The organism is Bacillus sp. FSL K6-1145 (assembly GCF_038003425.1).
Taxonomy (GTDB): Bacteria; Bacillota; Bacilli; order Bacillales; family Bacillaceae; genus Bacillus; species Bacillus pumilus.
In genome coordinates, this window is the sequence record NZ_JBBOPC010000001.1 from 3,350,279 (window position 1) to 3,371,826 (window position 21,548).

Consider the following 21,548-nt stretch of genomic DNA (forward strand, 5'->3'; position numbering starts at 1 on the left):
AGCTTTAACACCAGTTTACTCAAAAACCAGCTGAAATTGGTAATGATCCGCCATTCTTCACAAAAAATTCACAATTATACTGAGACAGACAATCCTTCTTTTAATTCATCTGTGGATGCTTCCCATAGTGCTTCATTATGACTCTTCAAGAAATCAGCCAGCACCTTTTTCGATACATCATCCATATGACTGACGACGATATTTCGCTTCATTGATTTATCCATGAAATTCACATGCTCTGGAAGCGACTTATACCCGCGGCGGATTGAACGGTCGACGGTCATTTCGCAAGCCGTCACACCCGCATAATAAGGACCTTCTTCTCTGCGGTCAATGGTCACCCATACGAGCCAATACGGCTTTCCGTTCGGTACCTCTTCTTTGCTTTTCAAGAATTTAATTCCTTTTTCCACGGCACTTCTTGCATGCATCGCACCAATATCAATGACAGCTTCCTTTTCCTCTACGTCAATGATCACCGGCGAAATGTTATCTAGGCTGAGCGCACCAGCTCCAAAGCCTCCGTGTCCGTCGGTTGCATCTGTTTTTTTAATGATGTTAAAACCAATTGGTTTCTTCTTTTTACCTTCCATTCATTAAACCTCCTAAAGCAGCGGCTTCAAAATAAGATTAAACCATTGAATGATTTGATCCCGCATTCCGATCAATGGACCAAAAACAAACTGTCCTAGCGGCGTGATCACGAATATGAGAAAAATAATGATCCCATATTGTTCGAATTGCGTCATTTTCGCACGGATACGGGGGCTGACGACGTCCTCAATAATACGATACCCATCCAGCGGCGGAAGTGGCAATAAGTTAAATAGGAACAAAATGACGTTCAAGTTAATAAATATCCGGAAGAAATGATCAACTCCCGGCTCAAAGCGCATGAGCGACTCCCCGCCAAACTTCTGAAGAAGCACGTACACGAAAAAGCCTAGAAACGCCAACACTAAGTTACTTAAAGGGCCAGCAATCGAGACGCAGATTCCTGCTAAGCGCGGGTTTTTAAAATGGTAACGATTGACCGGTACAGGTCTCGCCCAGCCAAACCCGGCGACAAAGATCAAAATCGTCCCAAATACATCGAGATGCTTCAGTGGATTTAATGTGAGTCTCCCTTGGTTCTTAGCTGTCGGGTCGCCGAAACGATACGCAACATATGCATGCGCCAGCTCGTGCATCGTAAATGCAACAACAAGCGTAATGGCGACATATGGAATGAGTTCTAATGGATACACAAGAAATTGGTTCAAAGGCATGAATCCCTCTTTCTTTCTATACAATGATTTACTTCATTCAGTATACTATAAGAAGTCCCTTAAACTAAAGGGAAGCGTAGCATGAAAGGAAAAAGGAGGTTTTCACATTGCCGATTGTAACCGTACAAATGCTTGAAGGAAGAACAGACGAGCAGAAAAGAGCGCTTGTGGAGAAAGTCACTGATGCCGTTGTTGAAACAACAGGCGCAGGGGCAGAAAAAGTCTCTGTCATTATTGAAGAAATGAAAAAAGAACACTATGCCGTAGCAGGAAAGCGAATGAGCGACCTGTAAGCATATAAAAAGGACAAACACTTTTCCGGTGTTTGTCCTTTTGTCTTCATTCTTATCTGTACCACGCTTTGTTACGGTTCACCTGATTTTTATGAGCCGCATCGAAGAAATCGACTGTGTAGGAATAATCATAATTCATTAAGCAGACAATGCCGCTTCCTTGAGGGTCGTGCGGTAAGCCAAAGTTATGGCCGTATTCATGCGTAGCCGCTTTTGCTGTATTCGCTGTTCCTTGGTCAAGGTTAACGGCGAATGCACTTCCGCTTGGTGCACTATTGTAGACATAAGCGATTCCGCCAGCATCAAAGTTTGGATTTGCTGTAAATCCAGTGACAAAATCGTATCCTCTGCCATCAAAGCTGCGCGCAAGGTTAGACAAAATTTGCTCTGCATTTGATCCCGAAGACGTCCAAGATCCTACTGCTTGTACGACAAAGTCCACATCATGATCACGGTTAAACGTGACATCTGCTTGCTCGATGATGCTGACAATGCGTGTTTGCCAGTCACTATATTTCGCACGATACTGCGCATCTGCTACAGCATAGACCGTTACTTTTTGACTGCCTGTACTTGCCTTTGTTGAAATAGAATCTCCTGTATTCGCCTTAAAGGTTCTAGAGCCCACCTGCTTACCAGACTCATCTAATACCTTTGTTGTCACATCTCGTTCAATTGGAGGTGCTTTCGTCAAATCTTTAAAATCGTTTGCCTTTGGCAACCCCTCACTAATATGTGTTTCGAACGGCGCATGACCATGATCATGCCCATGACCAGCACTCGCGACTGGTGCTGAAGCTGAACTTACTCCCGGTAACAAACTACCTACCAATAAAAATGACAAAAAGACTGAACGCTTTTTCATTCCTATCCCTCCTTTGATTTTCACAAAGTTATATATTCACTGAAAATTCACCACTTTCCTTCTATTCAGTCAAAAACAGGGAATTAGATACACAGGAAGAAAGTCGAAATACGTCATATTCACTAATTTTTCGGATCCTTCAGCACACACTTCATCGAAAAATAGCGCTTTTGATCTGGGTCTTACAAAACAAAAAAAAGCCCTAAATGCTGGGCTTTTGCGAAACTAGTTCAATTCCTTCAACTGATCAATATAAGCAAGAGCATCCTCAAATTCTTCGTCCGTATAGCGCTGCTTGCTTTTAATGGTGAAGACCTTTTCCTTTACCTCATCTTGTGGCAGATCATCAAAGTATAAAATCGTAGAGACGAGCTCTAGGAAACGAGACGACTGCTCGTTCATCTGCTGCGTCAGCACTTTGAGGTCAGGCATGTCCACTTCACACTGATCGAGAAACTCTTTCCCATTGTCTGTCAGCGAATAGCGATATTGATAGTATCCGCCTTTTTTTTCCTTCATTTCATCCAAGAATCCAAGGTTGCACAGCTCTTCAATTCTGAGCGTCAACTCCTCTGAATAGGGGCCATAAAAGTGAAAATCGTATTTCTCGTAAAAAGGCAAATCTAGCTTTTTTGCTATGTAAATCATCTTTTGCAGCTTCTTCCGTCCAACGATTTCCCCGGATTCAGAGAATACCTTCATCAACTTTGCATGCTCTTTCAACAAATTCCCGACATCTCCTTTTTCAGTACTTCCTTATCCCAATCCAAGCAGCTTCATGATCGCCTTCTTTTCTTCAGCTTTTTCCGACATATCTACAATTAAGTCCATCGGGAAATAAAGTTTATGATCGGTTCTTCGTTTACCGGAAATGGCATCAACAATATCTGACTGTCTCGACAGCTCTTTAATATGACCGCTTTGCGTCAAAAGGTGGATCGGCAGTCTCTCTTCTTCCTCCCCTGGTCTGTAGAAGTCGTATGGCAAGTCAGAGGAAGAGTCGACGACTAAATAATAGTCAGGATCAATGCCTGCCTCCTTGAACAAGGCGGTCAGCTTGAAATATTTCGTCATTTCTTCATTCGGATTAAACTCTGTATATTGGAACAATCGGCGGTTCATAAAACGGCGGCACAGATCAGCCAGCACGTGATCTTCTTCATCTTCCCACGCCTGAAAATAAAATAAGACAATGGATTCATCCAGTTTAATATAGTCCTCTGTGGTGACATTCCCTTCAAAAATCGAATAAAAATGAACAGGGGCATGTGTGAAAATATAGCCCGTTTTATGCAGCTCTTTTGCACGATGGAGAATTTTCGTTAAGATGACTTCCGCACTGCGTGTCACTGGGTGAAAATAGACTTGCCAGTACATTTGATAGCGGCTCATAATATAATCCTCGACCGCATGCATCCCGCTCTGCTTCATCACAATCTGATCTTCTCTCGGACGCATCACGCGCAAAATACGCTCCATATCAAAATGGCCATAGCTGACGCCTGTATAGTAGGCATCACGCTGCAAATAGTCCATACGGTCGGCATCAATTTGACTTGAGATCAAACTGACCACCTGTTTGTTTTGATACGTTTTGGCAATGACTTCAGCCACATGCTTCGGGAAATCATCACTCACCCGGCGAAGCACTTCATTGACTTCGGTTTGCCCTAAAATAATATCTCTTGTAAACGATTCATGATCTAAGTGGAAGACCTTTTCAAAGGAATGAGAAAATGGTCCATGTCCGAGGTCATGAAGCAAGGCCGCACTCAGGACAAGCTCGCGTTCTCCCTCATCCCATTCCGGCCGTCCTTTGAATACATCATCCACAATCCGTCTCACAATCTCATATACACCGAGTGAATGATTGAAACGGCTGTGTTCTGCACCATGAAACGTCAAATAAGTGGTTCCTAGCTGTTTAATTCGGCGCAGGCGCTGAAATTCTCTTGTTCCTATTAAGTCCCATATTAATGCGTCCCGTACATGAACATAACGGTGCACAGGATCTTTAAATACCTTTTCCTCAGATAATTTCCCTTTTGGATACGCCATCGTTTCGTCCCTCTTTTTTTAAGACGTGTTTCTATTATATCGGGTAACTTTTCCCGAAAACATCCTTGAATTTGCTCGTGAATGTGTTCTCAACGATTGCATGGACGTAAAAAGCCCGACCTGACAGGGACGGACCTCTTTTTAGGTCGACTGAACACATTCAGTGACATTTATTTAACTTTTTTTTGAACCTTTTCGAGTAACTCATCTTCTGTTGGTGCGGATAATGGGCGATTGTTCACAAACGCAAAAGCCTTTTTTCGTCCTGGACCACAATAGGATTGACAGCCAATTTCAATTTTTGCATCAGGGTCAACCGATTTGAGTCGAGGCAGCAACGTCTTTAGGTTCGTCGCATCGCAATCGTCACATACGCGAAACTCATTAGCCATGGTCTTACGCTTCCTTTCAATGATGAACTTCATTTTATATGAAACAGTTGGACAACCAAGAGTCATAATATACCACCCAACATTGTACATCGAAGCGGCTGGACTTGCAAGACGCATTGTAAACGCTGAGACGCGCTCATTAAAAAGCTAGTATTTTCCACTATCCTTTTAGCAAACTTGTATAAACCTTCTTGAACTTGGCTAATCTAATACCATCAAATCATATGGGGGTTTAAACATGTCAAAACAAAGACAAGATGCTTGGTCAGAGGAAGACGATCTCCTTTTGGCAGAAACCGTCTTACGTCACGTCAGAGAGGGCAGCACACAGCTGAATGCGTTTGAAGAAGTAGGAGACAAGCTAAATCGCACCTCAGCGGCATGCGGTTTTAGATGGAATGCTGTTGTGAGGCATCAATATGAAAAAGCTTTAGCCCTTGCCAAAAAGCAGCGGAAACAACGGATGCGCGCACTCGGCAATGGTCAGCCTGCAAAGAAACGATTACTCTATCAGCCACAAGTAGAAGAAACGGTCATGCAAGAGGAATTCTCACAGGAGCTGGAACCAGCGCAGGAAGAAACGTTTGCACCAGCATCTGAAACAGCCGAGCAGCTCCAGTTTGTAGACCAAAGCTACAATGAAGAGTTAGCTAGTTTATCACATTTATTGTCACAGGCTTCTCATGTCGCAGAGAAAAAGCCAGAAGCCAATCCTTTTAGGCAGCAACAGGAGTTAACCATCGAAGATGTCATTGATTTCTTGCGCCGCTATGAAGGCGATGGACAGCAATCCTCTGCCTTACGCATGGAAAACAGCCGGTTAAAACGAGAAAATAACGAACTTTCACATAAAGTCACACAGCTAGAAGCAGAAGTGAAAAAGCTTGAAAAGGATCAGCTCACGATTCAAGAAGATTATGAAACACTCGTCAAAATCATGAACCGTGCAAGAAAACTAGTTTTGTTTGAAGAGGACGACACTGCCGCTCCAACCTTTAAAATGGACCGAAACGGCAACCTCGAAAAAATGGCAGAATAACAAAAAGTGCTCCCCATCTGCGGGAAGCACTTTTTTAAATGCCTAAAAATAGCATCACACTAAAAAGAACATTAATCAAAAACACGAACATAAAAATATACCTGACTTGTCTCACCTGAAAATCACCAAACATAAAAAGATAAAGACCTGCGATGCCAAGTGTCAGTACAGGCTGAAGAAACGGCACTAAAAGCGAAATGCCGTAGCCGGCTCCCATGAGGACAGGAAGCCATAGTAAATAGAGGTAACCGCCGTTTTTGGATTTCAAGAAACCACTCCCTCTCTTTCTTCTATCTGCTTGATTTCAGGTTGAATAAACTTGAGTCCGACAATTGTGCGGCCGCGCCTTTTTGAAGTCCAAACGGCAATTGCCGGCTGATCTGTCAGAGATTCTGCGTCAATGGTGATCAGCACTTTCTCATTTAATTCAATTGAAGCTTCAGACTCGATTTTGCATCCAGATAAACTAATATCATGTATGTTCACCGGCACCTTCTCTTCTAACCGGCCCTCATAGGACAGCGTGCCTGCCACACCTTGCAAAGGCCTTCTCATCCATTTGCGCTGCAAGGCCTTTGGTACCTTCTTCGTTTCTCTTACAAAGCGGAGAAATGTCCGAACAGCATAGGATTTTTTCTCACGATCCGTTATCGATACATGCTCTCGTGTGAATAGGAAGCGGATCAGTGATAGATACTCTGATTTTTGTGTGTCAGTAAAAGCAACACCAACCATCAGCTTGTCTCCCTCTGGATGGCTCCAAACCACATCACACGCCACACTTTCATCCTCTGAAAAGAACAATTGCGTTTGTCCTTGATAAAGAGAAGAAGCTTGATCCAATGGAATGGATAGACGCGCACCTGAATCACTCATATCTAGTAGAAAACAAGCAATCGACTCATCTTGATGATCAGAATGAAGCTGTCCCTCTTTTTCAATGACAAACCGCTCTGATTTTCGATAACGCGGACGGTCAAACGCCACAAGCAGTGCCATGAATAGACCTGCACCGTTATACATCACCCAAAATATATTAATCAACATGAGATCAGCATTCATCGTCCCATTTACCTTCACATCGTATCCTATTTTCACTAGGACAAGCAATGAGAGCAGCAAAAAGATCAAATGGGGAATCATCGTTTTCAAATGAAAGTGTCTTTTGTTCGTTTGAATTCCCTTTGGTGTGACAAGAAATTCCACTCTCTTTTTGAAAAACAGCTCACTTAAAGCCACACCAGCCAGGTGGAATGCCATAGAGCTTTCATAAATATGACTCCAAAACATGCTTCTTTTTTGATTCGACACTAGTTTAAATGCTAAATAGGAACTAAAGAACGCCGGTAACCAGAACATGAAAATGGACTGGAAATCTGCCCAGAAACTTTGAATACCAAACAATAAAAACAAAATCGGTGTGAGAATGTAAATCATTTTAAACAAACCGTTAAACCAATACACAATACCATCTAAATAAAGAACTCGCTGCATCAGCGTTAAGCCACGAACCTTCAAAGGATTAAACTTACGGGCACACTGAATGTTCCCTCTCGACCACCGATCTCTCTGCTTTAACAGATCCAGCCAGCTTTCAGGTGCCAGACCGACGGCTAATACTTCTCCGACAGACACAGATTTGAACTTTCCTTGGAGTAGCATTCCTGTCGCCATGTCTTCTGTAATCACCCCAGTAGCAAATCCGCCAATTTCATCTAAGGCGATTCTTCTAAAGACAGTATTACTACCGACATACATCACAGCATTAAACCGATCCTTCCCAGCTTGGAGGGTTTGCATGAAGAAGTCCTGCTCATTTGGAATTCGATCCTTCGAGAACATATTATATTGGAAAGGATCTTCGTTATAAAACGCCTGTGGAACTTGAACAAACGCCGTCGCTCCATCATGAAAGTAAGGCACTGTTTTTTCTAAAAACGAAGGAAGGGGGACCATATCCGCATCAAGTGTGAGAATCAGCTCCCCATTCGTTTGAGACATCGCATGGTTTAAGTTACCCGCCTTCGCATACTTGTTATCTGTTCTTGTCAGATAATGAACACCAAACTCAGAAGCAAGCTGCTCTACAGACTCCCGCTTGCCATCATCACATAAATAAATGTGGACTTTGTCCTTTGGATAAGAGAGATTCACACAACCTGCAACAGTGCGTTTCAGCACTTCAATTGGTTCATTATATGTAGCTATGAAAATATCAACTGTTGGCAGCCTGTCAAGATCACTGATCATGACTTGCTTCCGATTGGAAGGCTTCCAAACAAGTGTATAAAACACAAGCAGCTGTAAAAACCCAATGCATTCACAGGCAACAAGCAAAATACCCATCACAATATTAAAAATACCTTCATGCGGCAGTGTAAAGAAAAGACGCCAGCAAATATAGGCGGCATTTGTTAACACACAGAGCACAATGATGATTTTTTTAACAGTAGTGGCCACCGGCTGAATACGATACATTACATACAGCACAGATAAAACACAAAGCATAAACAGCGGGTAATACGTGGTGAATAATGACAATACAATTTCCTTCTTTCTTATGTCATAAATGACTATCGCATATAAAACTACATAACGAAGGAGGGGATTCTTTCATTACAGTGCCCCTTCCATTTCTATTTGACTATCGTAAATGGTTTATTTCCACAATTTATCTAACTGATTTGAATAAAAATCAATAGACTTTCGATAATTCAAAATAGTAGGATCTGTTGTCGTTTCAGTTAAACAATTCAGTCATATTTCCATCGCTTTCTTATGTTCCTTCAAATTATACAAAGTCATGGCATAGAACGTTTGAATGGCTTTGTTATCCGGGTAAGCTTCTATCCCTTTTAGGAATATCTGCTTGGACTTTTCATATTCTCATAAGGTTCTGTATGTACTTCCTAATCCTAGTAAAGCGTTTTTCCAGTTCTTCTGAAGTGGTTCCTTCTGTTTAATTTGTCGAAGAAGCTAAAACCCTATTAAACTCAATATTTATGTGTCTCGCAAATGAACATAACGGCGCACTGGATCTTTAAATACCTTTTCCTTAGATAATTTCAAATTTTAGGATTATCCATCGTTTCGTCCCTCTTTTTTTAAGACGTGTTTCTATTATATCGGATAATTTTTTCGAAAACAGCTTTAAATTTGCAGGTGAATGTGTCCATAAATAGCATCACACTAAAAAGGACATTGACCAAAAACACGACATAAAAATATAAAGACCGTGATGCCAAGTGTCAGGTCAGGATGAAGAAATGGCACTTGCCCTAGCCGGCTCCCTTGATGACAGGGAGTCATAGTAAATAGAGGTAACTGCCGTTTTGGATTTCATCACAACTTCTCCTTTTTAATTATCTATAATTATTAAACTAAAAAGGAATTTATTTGATATAATGTTAATTTATTAGAAAAAATACCGATATATATTAATAAATAAAAGGGAGTTGTTAAATATTGAGGAAAATATTATTTGGGTTAGTGACCATTATTTTATTAAGCACTATCTCCTTTAACGCACAAGCAGCAGATGAGCCAAGTAATTCAATTGAATTAAAAAGAAATAATGCTTTTTATCCACCAGATGAAGCTAAGACAACTATTACACATGCAGATGATCGACGACTGTATAAAGTCTCCCTTGGCATGAATAAGACAGAAAAACTAACCCTTCGCTCTTCTAAAACATTTGATGTCAAAATTACTAATCCTAATAGTGAAATCATTTCACAAAGTAAAGGAATAGGAAGAAGCACGATTAATGAAGAAGGAACAGCTCAAGTTGAATTCCCAACGGATACAGTAGGAGATTATTTAATTTACATTGAACCTTCTGATGATAAAAAAAATCAATTTCCCTATGAATTAAATGTTGCTGTAGGTGTGCCTGTTTTATACCCTATTCCGATCTCCTCGGTTATGGAAAAAAGGATTACGCTTAATCAAACTTCGATTACGTCATTTAATAAAACTAGCTCGCTACAATACTTTGACCTATCAAATGACAGTTCAATTCCGAATAATAGCTACATAACAGAAGTTAGAACTGATGGTCCCGACAGCGGTCGAAATTCATTAAGCCTATATACATTGAAACGAAGTATACGTCCAAATTCTAGTATGACCTGGATTAACACAACGTACCCTAATTTCAAAGTTTACCCAGCTTATTATCCAAATGGATCATGGAATCCTGTTAAACAGAAGTATGCTTTCCAAATCTCTGCATTAACATTTAATCAACCTGGAATATACACTTTTGATCCTAACATTTATATTGGCTATAAAGCTGAATTAAAATAATAGAGATAGATCGACAAAATGACTTGATTGTTTTGTCGATCTAAAATATAATTTTAAAAATTTACTTCCCCTTCACGAAAACACCTTTTCATTCCGCTCAATCATCCGCGTCATGTTTTTTTCAAACTCCAGCTGTTCTTCTGCGTTCAGTCCTGACGCTGTCAGCTGATCACTGAGCGTTTGAAGCTCTTCTAGTAAAAGACGCATAAGAAGTGCACAATCAATTGGTTCTCCAGTTAATTCTGATAAAGAAGCCATCGTATTTGGCTGTATATCAGGAAACACAGCCTTCACTTCTTCTCGTTTGTCCTTTAAAGCGGCATCATAAAAACGGCGGATTAAGTCGGCACGTTCCCGCCCGCTTCCATCTGCACACAAATAAATTTGCACAGCAACTCCACCGCGTAATCTACGCTGAGAAATGCCTGCAAATTTCTTTCCATTGATGCTTAGATCATAGCTGCCCGGACAATAAGAGCCGACAATCTCATAAGCTTCAATGTCCACCTCATACTTAGACAGCATCCGGCAGACCAATTCCACCATCGCATCATACCCGCGGTCAATATCAATGCCCTTCTTTTGTTCCGCAAAAATTAACGATACATTCAAGACACCTTCATCCAGCACCACAGCAAGGCCGCCTGAATTGCGTACAATAACGCGATACCCCTCTTCCTCAAGCAGTTTCACGCCATCTTGCAGAAATGGCAGTCTTGTATCTTGAATCCCAAGAACAATCGTATTGTGATGCACCCAAGAACGCGCTGTCGCTGGTGAGAGCCCCTTCCCGACCGACGCACAAAGCGTATCATCCATCGCAAAGGATTGCTTCGGGTCCACATAGAGACCTAGGCTCGATTGATCTATGATTCGCCATTTCGGCTGTGTCAGTAACTCAATAGGTTCATTTTTCATGTCCTGCATATCCTCTCGTTCATAAACTGTGTTTATTATAACATGGGATGAATGGAGGGAGAATCCGGAGTGATATTATCAAAAAAGCTCCATGACATTTGCGTCACAGAGCGTTTCAGTTGGATGATTTGTTTTTACTTTTCAGTGATTCATGCATTCTAGGCAATATAATCATTCAACGATACATCCCTCACTCACCCATTTCAGCAAGTTTTCAGTCATCAACTCTGCATGCTGAGGGTCCATTACACCAGCATCCACAATCCACACCTTTTTCTCCTCTTCGGCCTGACGCATGAGAAATACTCGCCCGCCGCCATCGTCGCCAATCGCCACATAGCCGCTTGCATATTGCTGAACCTCCCATGTTGCATTTCGTTCCGTAATGTCCTCAGTGCCGTATAGTAGGACATCGCCACCAATGGAACATCCATTTGTCTGTTTCAGCAAGTTTTTATAAGCATCGGGTAGCACCATGTTTAGTTGGGATTCTGCCTTTTTGATGTTTATATCAGTTTCTGGATTGTTGATGATTAGGCCTGGGATTTGGGATAAATCGACCATTTGGATCCTCCTAGATAAGTGCTATGTTTATGAAGTTTTGCTTTATCTTTAGATTTACTTAACAGGTCACTCAATCCACAATTATATTCCAATTTATGAATTTCCCCTTGTCCAATTCTCATATATTAATTGATCAATGGCAAAGTAAATCTTGAAAGGCTTTTAATAGTCTACTAGTAAATCTAGATAATATTTATCATCCTCTTGGATATTGGTTAAAAACTCCTCTAAAGAATTAGCGATTTGGATATCATAATAGTATATTGCGCTTCTATCCTTTTCATTCAATTCAATTGACATTAAAGCTGTCTCATTTGCTTCAAAAAATATTAATTTGTTATTCTCAAATTCATCATAGATTTCAATGTCTGGATAGAATTCAAAATCATTAGCCCTTAATCGAAAGTCTCTTACAGAATAAGGGTCCATAATACGATTAATGTTAAACTCAGACCCATTAATAAAACCGTAACCTACCTCTATATAAAAATTAATTAACTCCTTGGGAAACTTTAAATCAAGTTCCTTTTCAACATCTATTATTTCTTTTTCAGTTACTAAAAAAAAACTATTTTCTTCGTTTTTCTTAATAAACTCATATCTCATTATTTTTTAACTCCTTTAAATAATGTATTTGCTGGTGAACCTGCACCATGTATACCAGCTTGATGCTCATTTGGAAATTTTGCAGGATGCATATTCCACCATTCATGCTCCCCTCCAAAAGTATTTTCAATTATATGGTGAGCATCATACTTATCTCCTTTTTTTCTAATTACTTTACCGGTTTTTTCCGAAATAATATTTTCATTATACACTGGCCACTTTTGTCCAGTATTTCTTTCCCAATCTTTGATTACTTTATTTTTCAAACTATCAAATTTCGCCCGATGCTTAGCCGTTTCTATGGGTGACATTTTGTTATACTCTTTATTTCTTAATGCTGCTTTCAAATTATCTATTTGGTTTTTAGGTAGCTCTCTTCCTGTTCGTCCTTCTATATCCCTAACATATTTTCTTATTGTGTTAGAATCTATCTTGCTCCCTGTACTAATAGTAACCCTTTTCACCGCATTCTTCCCTTGATCCATCTTAAAAACATATTTCCCTACCTTCACTATTTTAGCGATTGGGATAATTGAAGCTACGGACAGAACTTGGTCTGTTCTGCTGATGTTTTGGCTGGTTTCTGGGTCTTTGCCAGTAACGGCTCGATATCCGTCGTAGATGCCGCTGTATTCTAGGATGATGTTTTCGGCTGTTGAGACGACTTCACCGTCTAATATGCGTTTCGCGTTTCCTCGGCTGCGGCTTTCTGGGATTTTGTCTACTTCTTCTATTCTTACTTCACCGTTCGCGATATACGTTCGGATGATTTGTTTATTGGCGTAAACGGTGTATCGGCCGCCAATAAAATCAATATCGGATGAATCGGTGACGACTTCATCTGCGATATCGAATTCTTTTAATTTTTTAATGCCTTTGACGTTGTATAGTTTACCATTTATGACCCTGATGTCTCTATGAATCTTGTTTTTCCCGTTCACGGCTTCCCTTTGCAATGTCGTAAGGGATGGGTCGTTGACTGTGACTTGTTTGTTGATGTGTTTATGTGTGTCATCCAGAACAACCGTCTCCACATTCGTCCGTTCTTTCTCTCTCAGCTTCTTCAGCATGATCATCATTGGATTTTCTTCTTGGTTGTTGTCTATTTTGCCATTCAATCCACTGATGGTGCTGTTCACTTTTTCTTCTTTTCCATCTTTGAAAATAGATCCCTTTTGATAGCTCATGATGTCGATTTTTGGGCCGGTGAACATGGTACTTAAGGTATTTATGTATTGCTTCATTGTTTGAAGGGAGCTTGTGGTTTCATGTAAAGCGCTTGTTTGCTCTCTGTCAAATGCATGAAGCAGACCAACGGTTCTTGAGGTCTCAAGCCATGCTTTTTGATAGTTTTGCTGAAAAGCTGATTCGTCTACATTTGGCAAATGAACAATATGACCAATTCTGCCGATGGCATGGTTTACATCCGTTACGATCTCAGATATCGTGCGCTCCGCTTTTTTTAGTCCTTGATCTAGTTCGTGTTCAATAAATGATTGTGAGATCAAGCCGTGCTGATTTGATTCAAGTGCATGAAGCGCCTGTTTTGTGCTTTTCAGCGCAGTGCTGTATTCCTCAATGACGACCTGAAAGAATTGCAGGAAGGGAATATGACATTCTGTATAAAAGGAGCGGATGGCTTGTCCCGCCTCTCCCTTTAGTGCGCCATCAAGTGAAATGATGTGATGGATTTGTTTTTCTATGGAGCTGATTTGTTGTGATTGCTGCTTTAATGTATTCAGCGTTTGGTCAATTCCGTTTATTAGCGCAAAGGCGTCAAGGGTTTTCATTGCGTTCTCCTTTATTTTCTTTTATTGCTGGAGGCAAGCGCCTTGTCCGTTTCGATCATGGTGTTCACCGCTTGTTCTGTTTGTACAAGCTGTTTCTGAAGAATGCCTATGTAGGATGTACTTAATTCGTTCAACTGTTGATTGATTCTTTCTAATGTATCTGCTGCTAGGAGCTGGTTTCTCCCTTTGATGGTTGTTGGAAGTTTTGTATTCATTTGAGCGCCTGATTGTTTGGTATGTTGTAAAACTCGTTTGATTTCACTGGCATCTATTTTGATTTCTCTACTCATGTGACTTCCCTCTTTTTTCTTCCAATTGTTTCTGCTTTTCTCTCTCTATTTTTCTTTCAACGGAATGGATCTCATGTTCTAACGAATGGATTTCCGATTTTAGGTCACTGATTTTCTCATCAATTCGATTCACTAGATTGGTGAGTTGTACACCTTTTATCTCTTGACTGGCGGATGCCATCTCGTCTCGAATGTCATCAAACGTATCTGCAAGAAGGCCAAACCATGTATGTGATGTCAGATCTGGATGAGTGATTTTTTTACCAGCATCTGCCAGAGACAATTTTGCTTCTTTTATTTCTTTTCGACACATGCTCAGTTCTATGATTTGTTCTTTTTTTATGGATATGTCTGCCTTTAACGAATACAAGGCTGTTGTATAACCGATGATAGCTCCAGACATCGTCAAACACCTCTATTCCTTAAATAGTCCTCCGTTATGTTACCATTTCCTAGCACAAGAGGCATATGATTGAAAACGAATTCAACGAAAAATGAATCGTACGTATTGGGTTTTTATACCTATTTCACACGCGCAAAAAAAGCTGAATTCACCAACTGAATCCAGCTTTTGACGCTTATTTGATCGAATCACCAGCTGATGCTGATGGTTGATCACTAAATGACGTGTCTTTCTTTTCAGAAATATAATGAAGAGAGAAACCAACAAGACTAAAAAAAGCGCTTAATACCAGTGTAGGATTTTTAAATAGGTTCGTACTTGCTATGATCAAATCTCCATTCTGCAAGAGAATCCCTAGTATTTGACCGAATACCAACAGGGTACCTGACGTTAAGAAAAGGACAAGCAGCACTTTAAATAAAAATTCCATCAATGCTCTCATGTGTTTCTCCTTTCTATACTGGAAGTATGCCCATTCCGATGAGCCAGCCAATTCCTACAATCGGCAGCATATAGTAAAGAATGAGCGGTATAAATGTTTTCTCCGGCCGGGCTCCTGCAAGACCAGAAGCGATGAAAATTGACCCAGATGCCGGCGGGGAAGCGCCTTCTGTTGATGAAAAAGCAAGAATGGCGACAACAGCGACAACAGGGTCTACTCCGACTGAGATTAAAGCTGAAAATGAGACAAGCCCAACAGCTGTTAATGTGGCAGTTGAAGATAATGGTCCAGCCACCAGCGTGACAAGAACACCAACAATGAGCACCATGAGCCACTTCGGAATGGCAAGTACTGACGTGATTTGCGTCAAATCTTCTGCGAGTCCTAATTCAGCAAGCACCTGACTAGCAGCAACAGCAAACAGCATCAAGGCACCGATCGTTGTAAACTTAGGGATGGCCGACTTGAAAAACTGAGACCAATCTAAAGCAGACGCTTTTTTTCTTCCAATTGTTAAGCTAATCAGCATCATGAGAATCGGAATCCACGTAATTAAAGAAATTTGATCCATTGCCTCTGGTCCAATGTTTGGATTACTTTTTAAGTAGTTTGCCAGCGGACCAATTGTGATGATGATAGGGATCAAGGCACCGAAAAAAATAAAAATCGATTTCCATCCCTGTTTCACAGCTTCTCTAAAGGGAACAATATCATCTGGCGGCATCGCTTGGATTTTATTCTTTTTCACCAGAATATACACCAAAATAAACCGGTATACGACTTGATACAGTCCTCCTATTAAAAGAGCAATATATAAATCACCTTCAGAGACAAGGGCTGCAACTGGTGCAAAGCCCAGCATGATAAACATGGAAGAGTTTGGTGGCAGCGCGGCTCCAAGTCCGCCATTCCCGGCTAGAATCGTGGCCGTATGGGTTCGGCTCCATCCTGATTTAATCATCCAAGAAGCCGTAATAGAGCCAGTGGCAGCTGTGTTTGCAGAATTTGAACCTGAAAGAGCACCTAAGACTGCTGAACCTAACGTACTCATATAAGCCGCTCCCCCAGGAAGCTTGCCGACAACCGAATTCAGGATGCGCAAGAGTGCGTGAATTAATTCCAGCTTTTCGATTAAATAGGCCATGAACACAAACGCAACGGCTGCATAAAGCACCTCATATGTGGATGCAAATTTTAAACCATCCCAGAACAGTCTAAGCGCATCCATTCCGCCAAACAAAGTGGTTGCAATAAAGCCTAACAGCATGGCTTCTCCCATATTTCGTTTCACGACGACATTCCATATAATGATGACGGCTATGAATACAATTAATGCAATAAAACCCATGTCGTTTCTTCGCCTCCCCTTTCTTAAATAAAACGCTTACAAAAATCACCCTTGCTGCATCACGTCAATGACTTCTTTCCAGCTGACCGGCTTTTTCCCATTAAACCGTTCAACGAATTGAAAGTCTGCTAATCTCTCTAGCTTCTGTTGTGCTGCCCGGGACATGCTCGCATCAATATGAGCTGAATCCAGCATTTCAATAGAGCCAAGTAATTCGACCGCTCGTCTTTTTGCATGTAATGCACTCCCTGTCACAAGACGATTCATCGTCTCTTCAAAACTTTTGCTGTCCAGCGTTTCGCTTAGTGAAGAAATCACTTGATCTTCGACATTATATTTTTTAGAAATTTCCAAAAATTCAACAAGTAAACCGACGATCCCTTTCATATAAATGCTTCTTATTAGCTTTAAGGCTGAAGCATCTCCAGGCTGATCACTGATTTTTGTAATATTCATACCGTATTCTTTCGTTAATTCAATGAATCGATCTGTTCCACTTCCGCTAGCAGTGATTGGAACCTTGTGTTTGTTAACCGGAAGAGATCCTAGCATGGCGGCATCTACAAATAGAGCTTCTTGCTTTTTAATTTCGTCTGCCACTTGTTTTTTAATATCTGGAGTTGATGCCGACACATCCACATATACTTGATTTTTTTTCAAACTTCCTAATACGGATTGAGCCACTTCTAGGGTTTTATTCGCTGGCACAGCCGCAATGACAATGTCAGATTTTGCAATGACTTCACTCACATTACTTGTTAATTCGACGCCTGTGCGGGCTGCTTTTTCTTTCATTGGTCCAGCAAGTTTCTCATTCTGTAATAGTACATCATACGCATAAAAATGATCTAATCCTTCTGTTTTCAATCCCGTTGACAGCTCATATGCAGCTTCTCCATAACCGATAAAGCCTATCTTCATCACAGATTCCCCTATCTCTGGAATTTTTTCATTCTGCCCTCTAGCCATGCAGGGGCTAAGAGACTGATATCCTGCTTTCCTTCGCTCATATAATGTTGAATGGTTTTTAATCTTTGATGTTCATATGCTTGTTTCTCTTCAGCCAACGACAGCATCTCTTCTGCTTTCTCCTTCGGAACAATCACCACTCCATCATCATCTGCAACGACCAAGTCACCTGGTGATACTTTGACCCCTCCACACGAGATGATTCCATTCAATTCACCAGGCCCATCCTTAAAAGGTCCATTCGGCGTGAATCCCTTACTATAGATTGGAAAAGCTAATTCCTCTAAAGCGACTTTATCGCGGACAAGACCGTCGATCACGATTCCTTCTATTCCAACAGCTTTTGCTGAACCGGCCATCAATTCTCCTAAATATGCGTGACCCCTATGATCTTTCCCATCAACGATGAGTACATCGCCTACTTGTGCAGAATAAATCGCTTGGTGAAGAAACAGATTATCTCCTGGCCGTAAGCTCACGGTAAAAGCTGTGCCGACTACATTCATGCCTCTCGCAACTGGTTTGATTTGATGATCCATCGCGCCGGTGCATCCCATCACGTCTGACAACAAGGTTGAGTTAAGCTTTCTTGCCCTAGCTATAAGATCATTTGACACGAAATGAACAGTACTCATTGTTTTCATCATCCCCTTCGAGTTATATTCATTACATTTAATTCATTTAAAGTAATATATATTACTTTCGTGATATGATCATACCATCTCATTTTTAATTAGTAAAGCGCTTTCAAAAAAATAAAAAATGAGTCCCCACACGACTATTGTGTTGTGTGATAACTCATTTTCGTTAACATATGATTGATTTGATCTAAACGTGGTTTTGTTCTTTCTGGATCATTCATCGCTAATGCACTTAAGATGAAATCGACGATAAAGATAGCAGATACGACAGAGTTATGAGAGCCTACACTTGCTGAGGAACACGGTAATACATATTGTGCATATTTAGTTAGTGGAGAGCTGTAGCTGTCTGTAATTAAAAGGACTTCCACCCCATAAGACTTTGCTGCTTCCATCAAATCCTTCATACGCTTTGCATAACGCGGATAGCTGACCGCTATAATGAAATCACTCGAGTTGAAATGAACCAAATCATCCACCCAGTCACTTTGATCTGCATCAATATACTGGCAATTCCCCAATAGCCGATTGATTCCTAACGACATGTATTCGCCAACAGGTCTTCCACTTCGGACACTTGTACACAAAACGTGGCGCGCATTGGCTATTTTCCTAACAATTTGCTGAAAGGTTTCTTCCGTGATATTGTCCAATGCGTACTGGATATTTTGAAATTGCAATTCTACATGGTTATGCAGGAGCTTACTCTTATTTGAATGCTTGAGATTCGCCTCAAGTCTTGTTTGAGGGTCGGCTTTATGCTTCATCGCTGATTGAAGCTCTTTTTGAAACTCAGAAAAACCAGAATACCCCACAGCAGCAGAGAAGCGCATGATGGTTGCTGTACTCGTCCCGACTTTTGACGCCAATTTATCGACAGTTAAAAAAGCGACCTCCATTGGATGTTGTACGATATAATCTGCAATTCTCCTCTGTGCATCGGTTAAAAAAGCGACCTTATGCTGAAGCTTATGTATTAAATCCTCCATTTTAGCACCTGCCCATCCTATCGGCTTTATCTACGATCAGATTGTTTTCTTTCTATATTGTACACATTTGTCCAAAATAAAAAAACAGCCAGCACGAATCTATCGCGCTGACTGCTTTAGCCGAGATGCTATTTTATAGTGCTTGAGCTGCTGTGATAAGCGCAAGGTTGTAAACGTCTTCAGCATTACAGCCTCTTGAAAGGTCATTTACTGGTTGGTTTAAGCCTTGCAAGATTGGACCTACAGCTTCAAAGTTACCTAAGCGCTGTGCAATTTTGTAGCCGATGTTTCCAGCTTCTAGGCTAGGGAAAACAAATACGCTAGCATCGCCTTTAATGACGGAATCTGGTGCTTTTTTCGCTGCTACTGAAGGAACGAAAGCTGCATCGAATTGGAATTCTCCATCAAGTACAAGCTCAGGTGCCTTTTCTTTTGCAATACGAACTGCTTCAGAAACTTTTTCTGTTTCATCTGATTTTGCTGAGCCTTTAGTAGAGAAGCTAAGCATTGCCACACGTGGTTCGATGTCGAACATTTTGGCTGTGTTTGCACTTTCGATCGCAATTTCAGCTAGATCTTGGCTATCTGGTGCAATGTTGATTGCACAATCAGCAAACACATATTGCTCTTCGCCACGAGCCATGATGAAGACGCCAGATGTTTTCTTTACGCCTTCTTTTGTTTTAATGATTTGAAGTGCTGGGCGTACTGTGTCAGCAGTTGAGTGTGCTGCACCGCTCACAAGTCCGTCTGCAAGACCTTTGTACACAAGCATCGTACCGAAGTAGTTTTCATCTAGTAATGCTTTTCTTGCTTGCTCTTCTGTTGCTTTGCCTTTACGTCTTTCTACGAAAGCTTGTACAAGCTCTTCAAAACCTTCATATGTATGAGGATCATACACGTCAACACCATCAAGTGTAAGACCTAATTCTTTTGCTTTTGCTTCAACTTCTTGTGTTTTACCTACAACAATTGGCTGCAAGACTTTGCCATCTGCTAGTTTTTGAACGGCTGTTAGAATGCGTTCGTCCATTCCCTCAGGAAAAACGATCTTTACTCCTTTACCTGCAACCTTTTCCTGAACTGTTGAAAAAATATCTGCCACTTATATACCCTCCTTGATTTTACAAAAAAAGCGTTCTCTTTCAAGCATACTCTTCTTCTACATAAATTCAAACTACCAACTTACATTATAGCGCTTACAAATTAAATTCTTATTTTTCAAACTAATTTAATCAATTTCCATAAAAGCTGACTTCGTCGTTCAAGTTTTGATCACATCTCCATTTGGACAAACTATGTTATAGTTGGAACAGATGGAAAACTGTAAATAGGAGTGAAATAAATGAGCGAACAACATACAACCAATGAAGCAGCTCAGACACTAGACGGCTGGTATGCACTGCATGATTTTAGAACCTTTGACTGGACAGCTTGGAAGCTGCTGACAAGTGATGAGCGCCAAGCGATTCTTCATGAGTTCACAGGTCTATTAGAAAAATGGAAAACAGCTGAGCACGATAAGGCTGGAAGCCAAACAATCTATAGTATTGTCGGCCAAAAAGCAGATATTATGCTCATGATTTTGCGTCCAACCATGGAAGAACTGGGTGAAATTGAACTTGAATTCAACAAAACACGACTAGCAGAGTTTACGATCCCAGCTTATTCGTACGTTTCAGTTGTTGAACTTAGCAACTACTTAGCAGGAGGCGGAGATGGCGGAGATCCTTACGAAAACCCGCATGTACGTGCACGTCTATACCCAGAGCTCCCTTCTTCTCAATACGTGTGCTTCTATCCAATGGATAAAAGACGTTCCGGCAACGACAACTGGTACATGCTCTCTATGGATGAGCGTAAATCTCTTATGAGAAGCCACGGCTTAATTGGCCGCAGTTATGCCGGAAAAGTAAAGCAGATCATTACAGGCTCCGTCGGTTTTGATGATTATGAGTGGGGCGTCACTCTTTTCTCTGACGATGTGCTTCAATTCAAAAAATTGGTTTATGAAATGCGCTTTGATGAAGTCAGTGCACGCTACGGCGAATTTGGTTCCTTCTTTGTCGGAAACCGATTAGCAAACGAGCAGCTGGCATCTTATTTTCATGTATGATAAACTCTTAAGGCTTCGGATCTTTCCGAAGCCTTTTTATGTATTTTTTAGAAGGGTGATCACATCATGAAAAACTTCCCCATCGCTATTTTTGCATTAACGCTCGGTGCGTTTTCGATTGGTATGACTGAATTTGTCATCAAGTGTTGGAACAATAACTAGACATGTATAAACCTTTTGTCTTTTGCTTGTTATACTCTTTTCTGTATATACTGCATAAACCATCAAACCTATTGAAATAAAGAC

At 40.9% G+C, this 21,548-nt stretch carries 24 protein-coding genes and 1 pseudogene; 4 read left to right on the forward strand and 21 right to left on the reverse strand.

Translation table 11 applies throughout. The features are described 5' to 3' along the window. Positions 1–74 precede the first annotated feature (74 nt). Positions 75–593 carry a YwhD family protein gene (locus MHH41_RS17035; RefSeq protein ID WP_050944462.1) on the reverse strand — a complete coding sequence of 173 codons (519 nt, stop codon included), beginning with the start codon at positions 591–593 and terminating at the stop codon, positions 75–77. Positions 594–605: 12 nt separating this feature from the next. After that, a complete protein-coding gene (locus MHH41_RS17040) occupies positions 606–1,262 on the reverse strand; it encodes a site-2 protease family protein (protein ID WP_223251196.1) in 657 nt (218 codons plus the stop codon). Between the two features lie 113 nt (positions 1,263–1,375). Between MHH41_RS17040 and MHH41_RS17045 the strand changes: the two genes are divergently transcribed. Next, positions 1,376–1,561 carry a 2-hydroxymuconate tautomerase gene (locus MHH41_RS17045; protein WP_003214939.1) on the forward strand — a complete coding sequence of 62 codons (186 nt, stop codon included), beginning with the start codon at positions 1,376–1,378 and terminating at the stop codon, positions 1,559–1,561. A gap of 52 nt (positions 1,562–1,613) precedes the next feature. On the opposite strand, the gene MHH41_RS17050 is transcribed toward MHH41_RS17045, so the two are convergent. The 4 genes from MHH41_RS17050 to MHH41_RS17065 form a co-directional block, all read right to left on the reverse strand. Then, a complete protein-coding gene (locus MHH41_RS17050; protein WP_050944464.1) occupies positions 1,614–2,426 on the reverse strand; it encodes a zinc-dependent metalloprotease in 813 nt (270 codons plus the stop codon). A 225-nt stretch (positions 2,427–2,651) separates the two neighbouring features. Then, complete coding sequence (locus MHH41_RS17055; protein WP_050944468.1) at positions 2,652–3,152, reverse strand: YwgA family protein; 501 nt, start codon at positions 3,150–3,152, stop codon at positions 2,652–2,654. Between the two features lie 30 nt (positions 3,153–3,182). Further along, the gene (locus tag MHH41_RS17060; protein ID WP_106032094.1) at positions 3,183–4,484 is read right to left on the reverse strand and encodes an HD domain-containing protein; all 1,302 of its coding nucleotides are present in this window, start codon (positions 4,482–4,484) and stop codon (positions 3,183–3,185) included. A gap of 170 nt (positions 4,485–4,654) precedes the next feature. Continuing rightward, positions 4,655–4,876: a DUF1450 domain-containing protein gene (locus MHH41_RS17065; RefSeq protein ID WP_003215259.1), complete on the reverse strand. Its 222-nt coding sequence runs from the start codon at positions 4,874–4,876 to the stop codon at positions 4,655–4,657. Between the two features lie 238 nt (positions 4,877–5,114). Between MHH41_RS17065 and MHH41_RS17070 the strand changes: the two genes are divergently transcribed. Then, positions 5,115–5,915: an RsfA family transcriptional regulator gene (locus MHH41_RS17070; protein WP_106032093.1), complete on the forward strand. Its 801-nt coding sequence runs from the start codon at positions 5,115–5,117 to the stop codon at positions 5,913–5,915. Positions 5,916–5,949: 34 nt separating this feature from the next. Here the strand turns inward: MHH41_RS17070 and MHH41_RS17075 are convergent, their stop codons facing one another. The 3 genes and pseudogenes from MHH41_RS17075 to MHH41_RS17085 all read right to left on the reverse strand — a co-directional run. Next, positions 5,950–6,183: a DUF5970 family protein gene (locus MHH41_RS17075; RefSeq protein ID WP_284907448.1), complete on the reverse strand. Its 234-nt coding sequence runs from the start codon at positions 6,181–6,183 to the stop codon at positions 5,950–5,952. Further along, entirely contained in the window at positions 6,180–8,456 is a 2,277-nt protein-coding gene (locus tag MHH41_RS17080; protein WP_340866587.1) for a glycosyltransferase, read from the reverse strand. The genes MHH41_RS17075 and MHH41_RS17080 overlap by 4 nt, the downstream gene beginning before the upstream one ends. Positions 8,457–8,573: 117 nt before the next feature. Continuing rightward, positions 8,574–8,868 (reverse strand): annotated as a pseudogene (locus tag MHH41_RS17085) (tetratricopeptide repeat protein); the annotation flags it as partial. Between the two features lie 512 nt (positions 8,869–9,380). On the opposite strand from MHH41_RS17085, the gene MHH41_RS17090 reads away from it, so the two are divergent. Then, complete coding sequence (locus MHH41_RS17090; protein ID WP_253622058.1) at positions 9,381–10,226, forward strand: hypothetical protein; 846 nt, start codon at positions 9,381–9,383, stop codon at positions 10,224–10,226. A 72-nt stretch (positions 10,227–10,298) separates the two neighbouring features. On the opposite strand, the gene MHH41_RS17095 is transcribed toward MHH41_RS17090, so the two are convergent. From MHH41_RS17095 to pta, 12 genes are all read right to left on the reverse strand, one after another. Further along, positions 10,299–11,144 carry a lipoate--protein ligase family protein gene (locus tag MHH41_RS17095; RefSeq protein WP_253622057.1) on the reverse strand — a complete coding sequence of 282 codons (846 nt, stop codon included), beginning with the start codon at positions 11,142–11,144 and terminating at the stop codon, positions 10,299–10,301. Between the two features lie 171 nt (positions 11,145–11,315). After that, positions 11,316–11,708, reverse strand: coding sequence for an SMI1/KNR4 family protein (locus tag MHH41_RS17100; RefSeq protein WP_284907450.1), 393 nt, complete (start codon positions 11,706–11,708; stop codon positions 11,316–11,318). A gap of 162 nt (positions 11,709–11,870) precedes the next feature. Next, on the reverse strand, positions 11,871–12,314 hold the full coding sequence (locus MHH41_RS17105; protein ID WP_050944474.1) for an SMI1/KNR4 family protein: 444 nt from the start codon (positions 12,312–12,314) through the stop codon (positions 11,871–11,873). Next, entirely contained in the window at positions 12,314–14,104 is a 1,791-nt protein-coding gene (locus MHH41_RS17110; RefSeq protein WP_340866588.1) for a T7SS effector LXG polymorphic toxin, read from the reverse strand. The genes MHH41_RS17105 and MHH41_RS17110 overlap by 1 nt, the downstream gene beginning before the upstream one ends. An 11-nt stretch (positions 14,105–14,115) precedes the next feature. Next, the gene (locus MHH41_RS17115) at positions 14,116–14,394 is read right to left on the reverse strand and encodes a YwqI/YxiC family protein (protein ID WP_050944476.1); all 279 of its coding nucleotides are present in this window, start codon (positions 14,392–14,394) and stop codon (positions 14,116–14,118) included. Next, entirely contained in the window at positions 14,387–14,797 is a 411-nt protein-coding gene (locus MHH41_RS17120; RefSeq protein ID WP_309216061.1) for a YwqH-like family protein, read from the reverse strand. Before MHH41_RS17120 ends, MHH41_RS17115 begins: the two co-directional genes overlap by 8 nt. 175 nt (positions 14,798–14,972) lie before the next feature. Then, positions 14,973–15,239 carry a hypothetical protein gene (locus MHH41_RS17125; RefSeq protein ID WP_003215032.1) on the reverse strand — a complete coding sequence of 89 codons (267 nt, stop codon included), beginning with the start codon at positions 15,237–15,239 and terminating at the stop codon, positions 14,973–14,975. A gap of 13 nt (positions 15,240–15,252) precedes the next feature. Next, positions 15,253–16,587, reverse strand: a complete 1,335-nt coding sequence (locus MHH41_RS17130; RefSeq protein ID WP_003214816.1) for a TRAP transporter large permease subunit — start codon at positions 16,585–16,587, stop codon at positions 15,253–15,255. Positions 16,588–16,632: 45 nt separating this feature from the next. Beyond that, positions 16,633–17,508, reverse strand: a complete 876-nt coding sequence (locus tag MHH41_RS17135; protein ID WP_050944478.1) for a prephenate dehydrogenase/arogenate dehydrogenase family protein — start codon at positions 17,506–17,508, stop codon at positions 16,633–16,635. Positions 17,509–17,519: 11 nt separating this feature from the next. Continuing rightward, positions 17,520–18,191: an RraA family protein gene (locus MHH41_RS17140; RefSeq protein ID WP_137054240.1), complete on the reverse strand. Its 672-nt coding sequence runs from the start codon at positions 18,189–18,191 to the stop codon at positions 17,520–17,522. 143 nt (positions 18,192–18,334) lie between these two features. Beyond that, positions 18,335–19,186: a MurR/RpiR family transcriptional regulator gene (locus MHH41_RS17145; protein WP_340866589.1), complete on the reverse strand. Its 852-nt coding sequence runs from the start codon at positions 19,184–19,186 to the stop codon at positions 18,335–18,337. A 133-nt stretch (positions 19,187–19,319) separates the two neighbouring features. After that, positions 19,320–20,291, reverse strand: coding sequence for a phosphate acetyltransferase (gene pta, locus MHH41_RS17150; RefSeq protein WP_003215086.1), 972 nt, complete (start codon positions 20,289–20,291; stop codon positions 19,320–19,322). A 240-nt stretch (positions 20,292–20,531) separates the two neighbouring features. Between pta and hemQ the strand changes: the two genes are divergently transcribed. Beyond that, positions 20,532–21,302 carry a hydrogen peroxide-dependent heme synthase gene (hemQ, locus tag MHH41_RS17155; protein ID WP_003215092.1) on the forward strand — a complete coding sequence of 257 codons (771 nt, stop codon included), beginning with the start codon at positions 20,532–20,534 and terminating at the stop codon, positions 21,300–21,302. The last annotated feature ends 246 nt before the right edge of the window (positions 21,303–21,548 follow it).

Bases quoted from the DNA above. Each gene is read 5' to 3' on its own strand.
- MHH41_RS17035 (WP_050944462.1), bottom strand. From the start codon at position 593: ATGGAAGGTAAAAAGAAGAAACCAATTGGTTTTAACATCATTAAAAAA.
- MHH41_RS17050 (WP_050944464.1), bottom strand. From the start codon at position 2,426: ATGAAAAAGCGTTCAGTCTTTTTGTCATTTTTATTGGTAGGTAGTTTG.
- MHH41_RS17060 (WP_106032094.1), bottom strand. From the start codon at position 4,484: ATGGCGTATCCAAAAGGGAAATTATCTGAGGAAAAGGTATTTAAAGAT.
- MHH41_RS17065 (WP_003215259.1), bottom strand. From the start codon at position 4,876: ATGGCTAATGAGTTTCGCGTATGTGACGATTGCGATGCGACGAACCTA.
- MHH41_RS17070 (WP_106032093.1), top strand. From the start codon at position 5,115: ATGTCAAAACAAAGACAAGATGCTTGGTCAGAGGAAGACGATCTCCTT.
- MHH41_RS17095 (WP_253622057.1), bottom strand. From the start codon at position 11,144: ATGAAAAATGAACCTATTGAGTTACTGACACAGCCGAAATGGCGAATC.
- MHH41_RS17100 (WP_284907450.1), bottom strand. From the start codon at position 11,708: ATGGTCGATTTATCCCAAATCCCAGGCCTAATCATCAACAATCCAGAA.
- MHH41_RS17105 (WP_050944474.1), bottom strand. From the start codon at position 12,314: ATGAGATATGAGTTTATTAAGAAAAACGAAGAAAATAGTTTTTTTTTA.
- MHH41_RS17110 (WP_340866588.1), bottom strand. From the start codon at position 14,104: ATGAAAACCCTTGACGCCTTTGCGCTAATAAACGGAATTGACCAAACG.
- MHH41_RS17115 (WP_050944476.1), bottom strand. From the start codon at position 14,394: ATGAGTAGAGAAATCAAAATAGATGCCAGTGAAATCAAACGAGTTTTA.
- MHH41_RS17120 (WP_309216061.1), bottom strand. From the start codon at position 14,797: ATGTCTGGAGCTATCATCGGTTATACAACAGCCTTGTATTCGTTAAAG.
- MHH41_RS17125 (WP_003215032.1), bottom strand. From the start codon at position 15,239: ATGAGAGCATTGATGGAATTTTTATTTAAAGTGCTGCTTGTCCTTTTC.
- MHH41_RS17130 (WP_003214816.1), bottom strand. From the start codon at position 16,587: ATGGGTTTTATTGCATTAATTGTATTCATAGCCGTCATCATTATATGG.
- MHH41_RS17135 (WP_050944478.1), bottom strand. From the start codon at position 17,508: ATGAAGATAGGCTTTATCGGTTATGGAGAAGCTGCATATGAGCTGTCA.
- MHH41_RS17140 (WP_137054240.1), bottom strand. From the start codon at position 18,191: ATGAGTACTGTTCATTTCGTGTCAAATGATCTTATAGCTAGGGCAAGA.
- MHH41_RS17145 (WP_340866589.1), bottom strand. From the start codon at position 19,186: ATGGAGGATTTAATACATAAGCTTCAGCATAAGGTCGCTTTTTTAACC.
- hemQ (WP_003215092.1), top strand. From the start codon at position 20,532: ATGAGCGAACAACATACAACCAATGAAGCAGCTCAGACACTAGACGGC.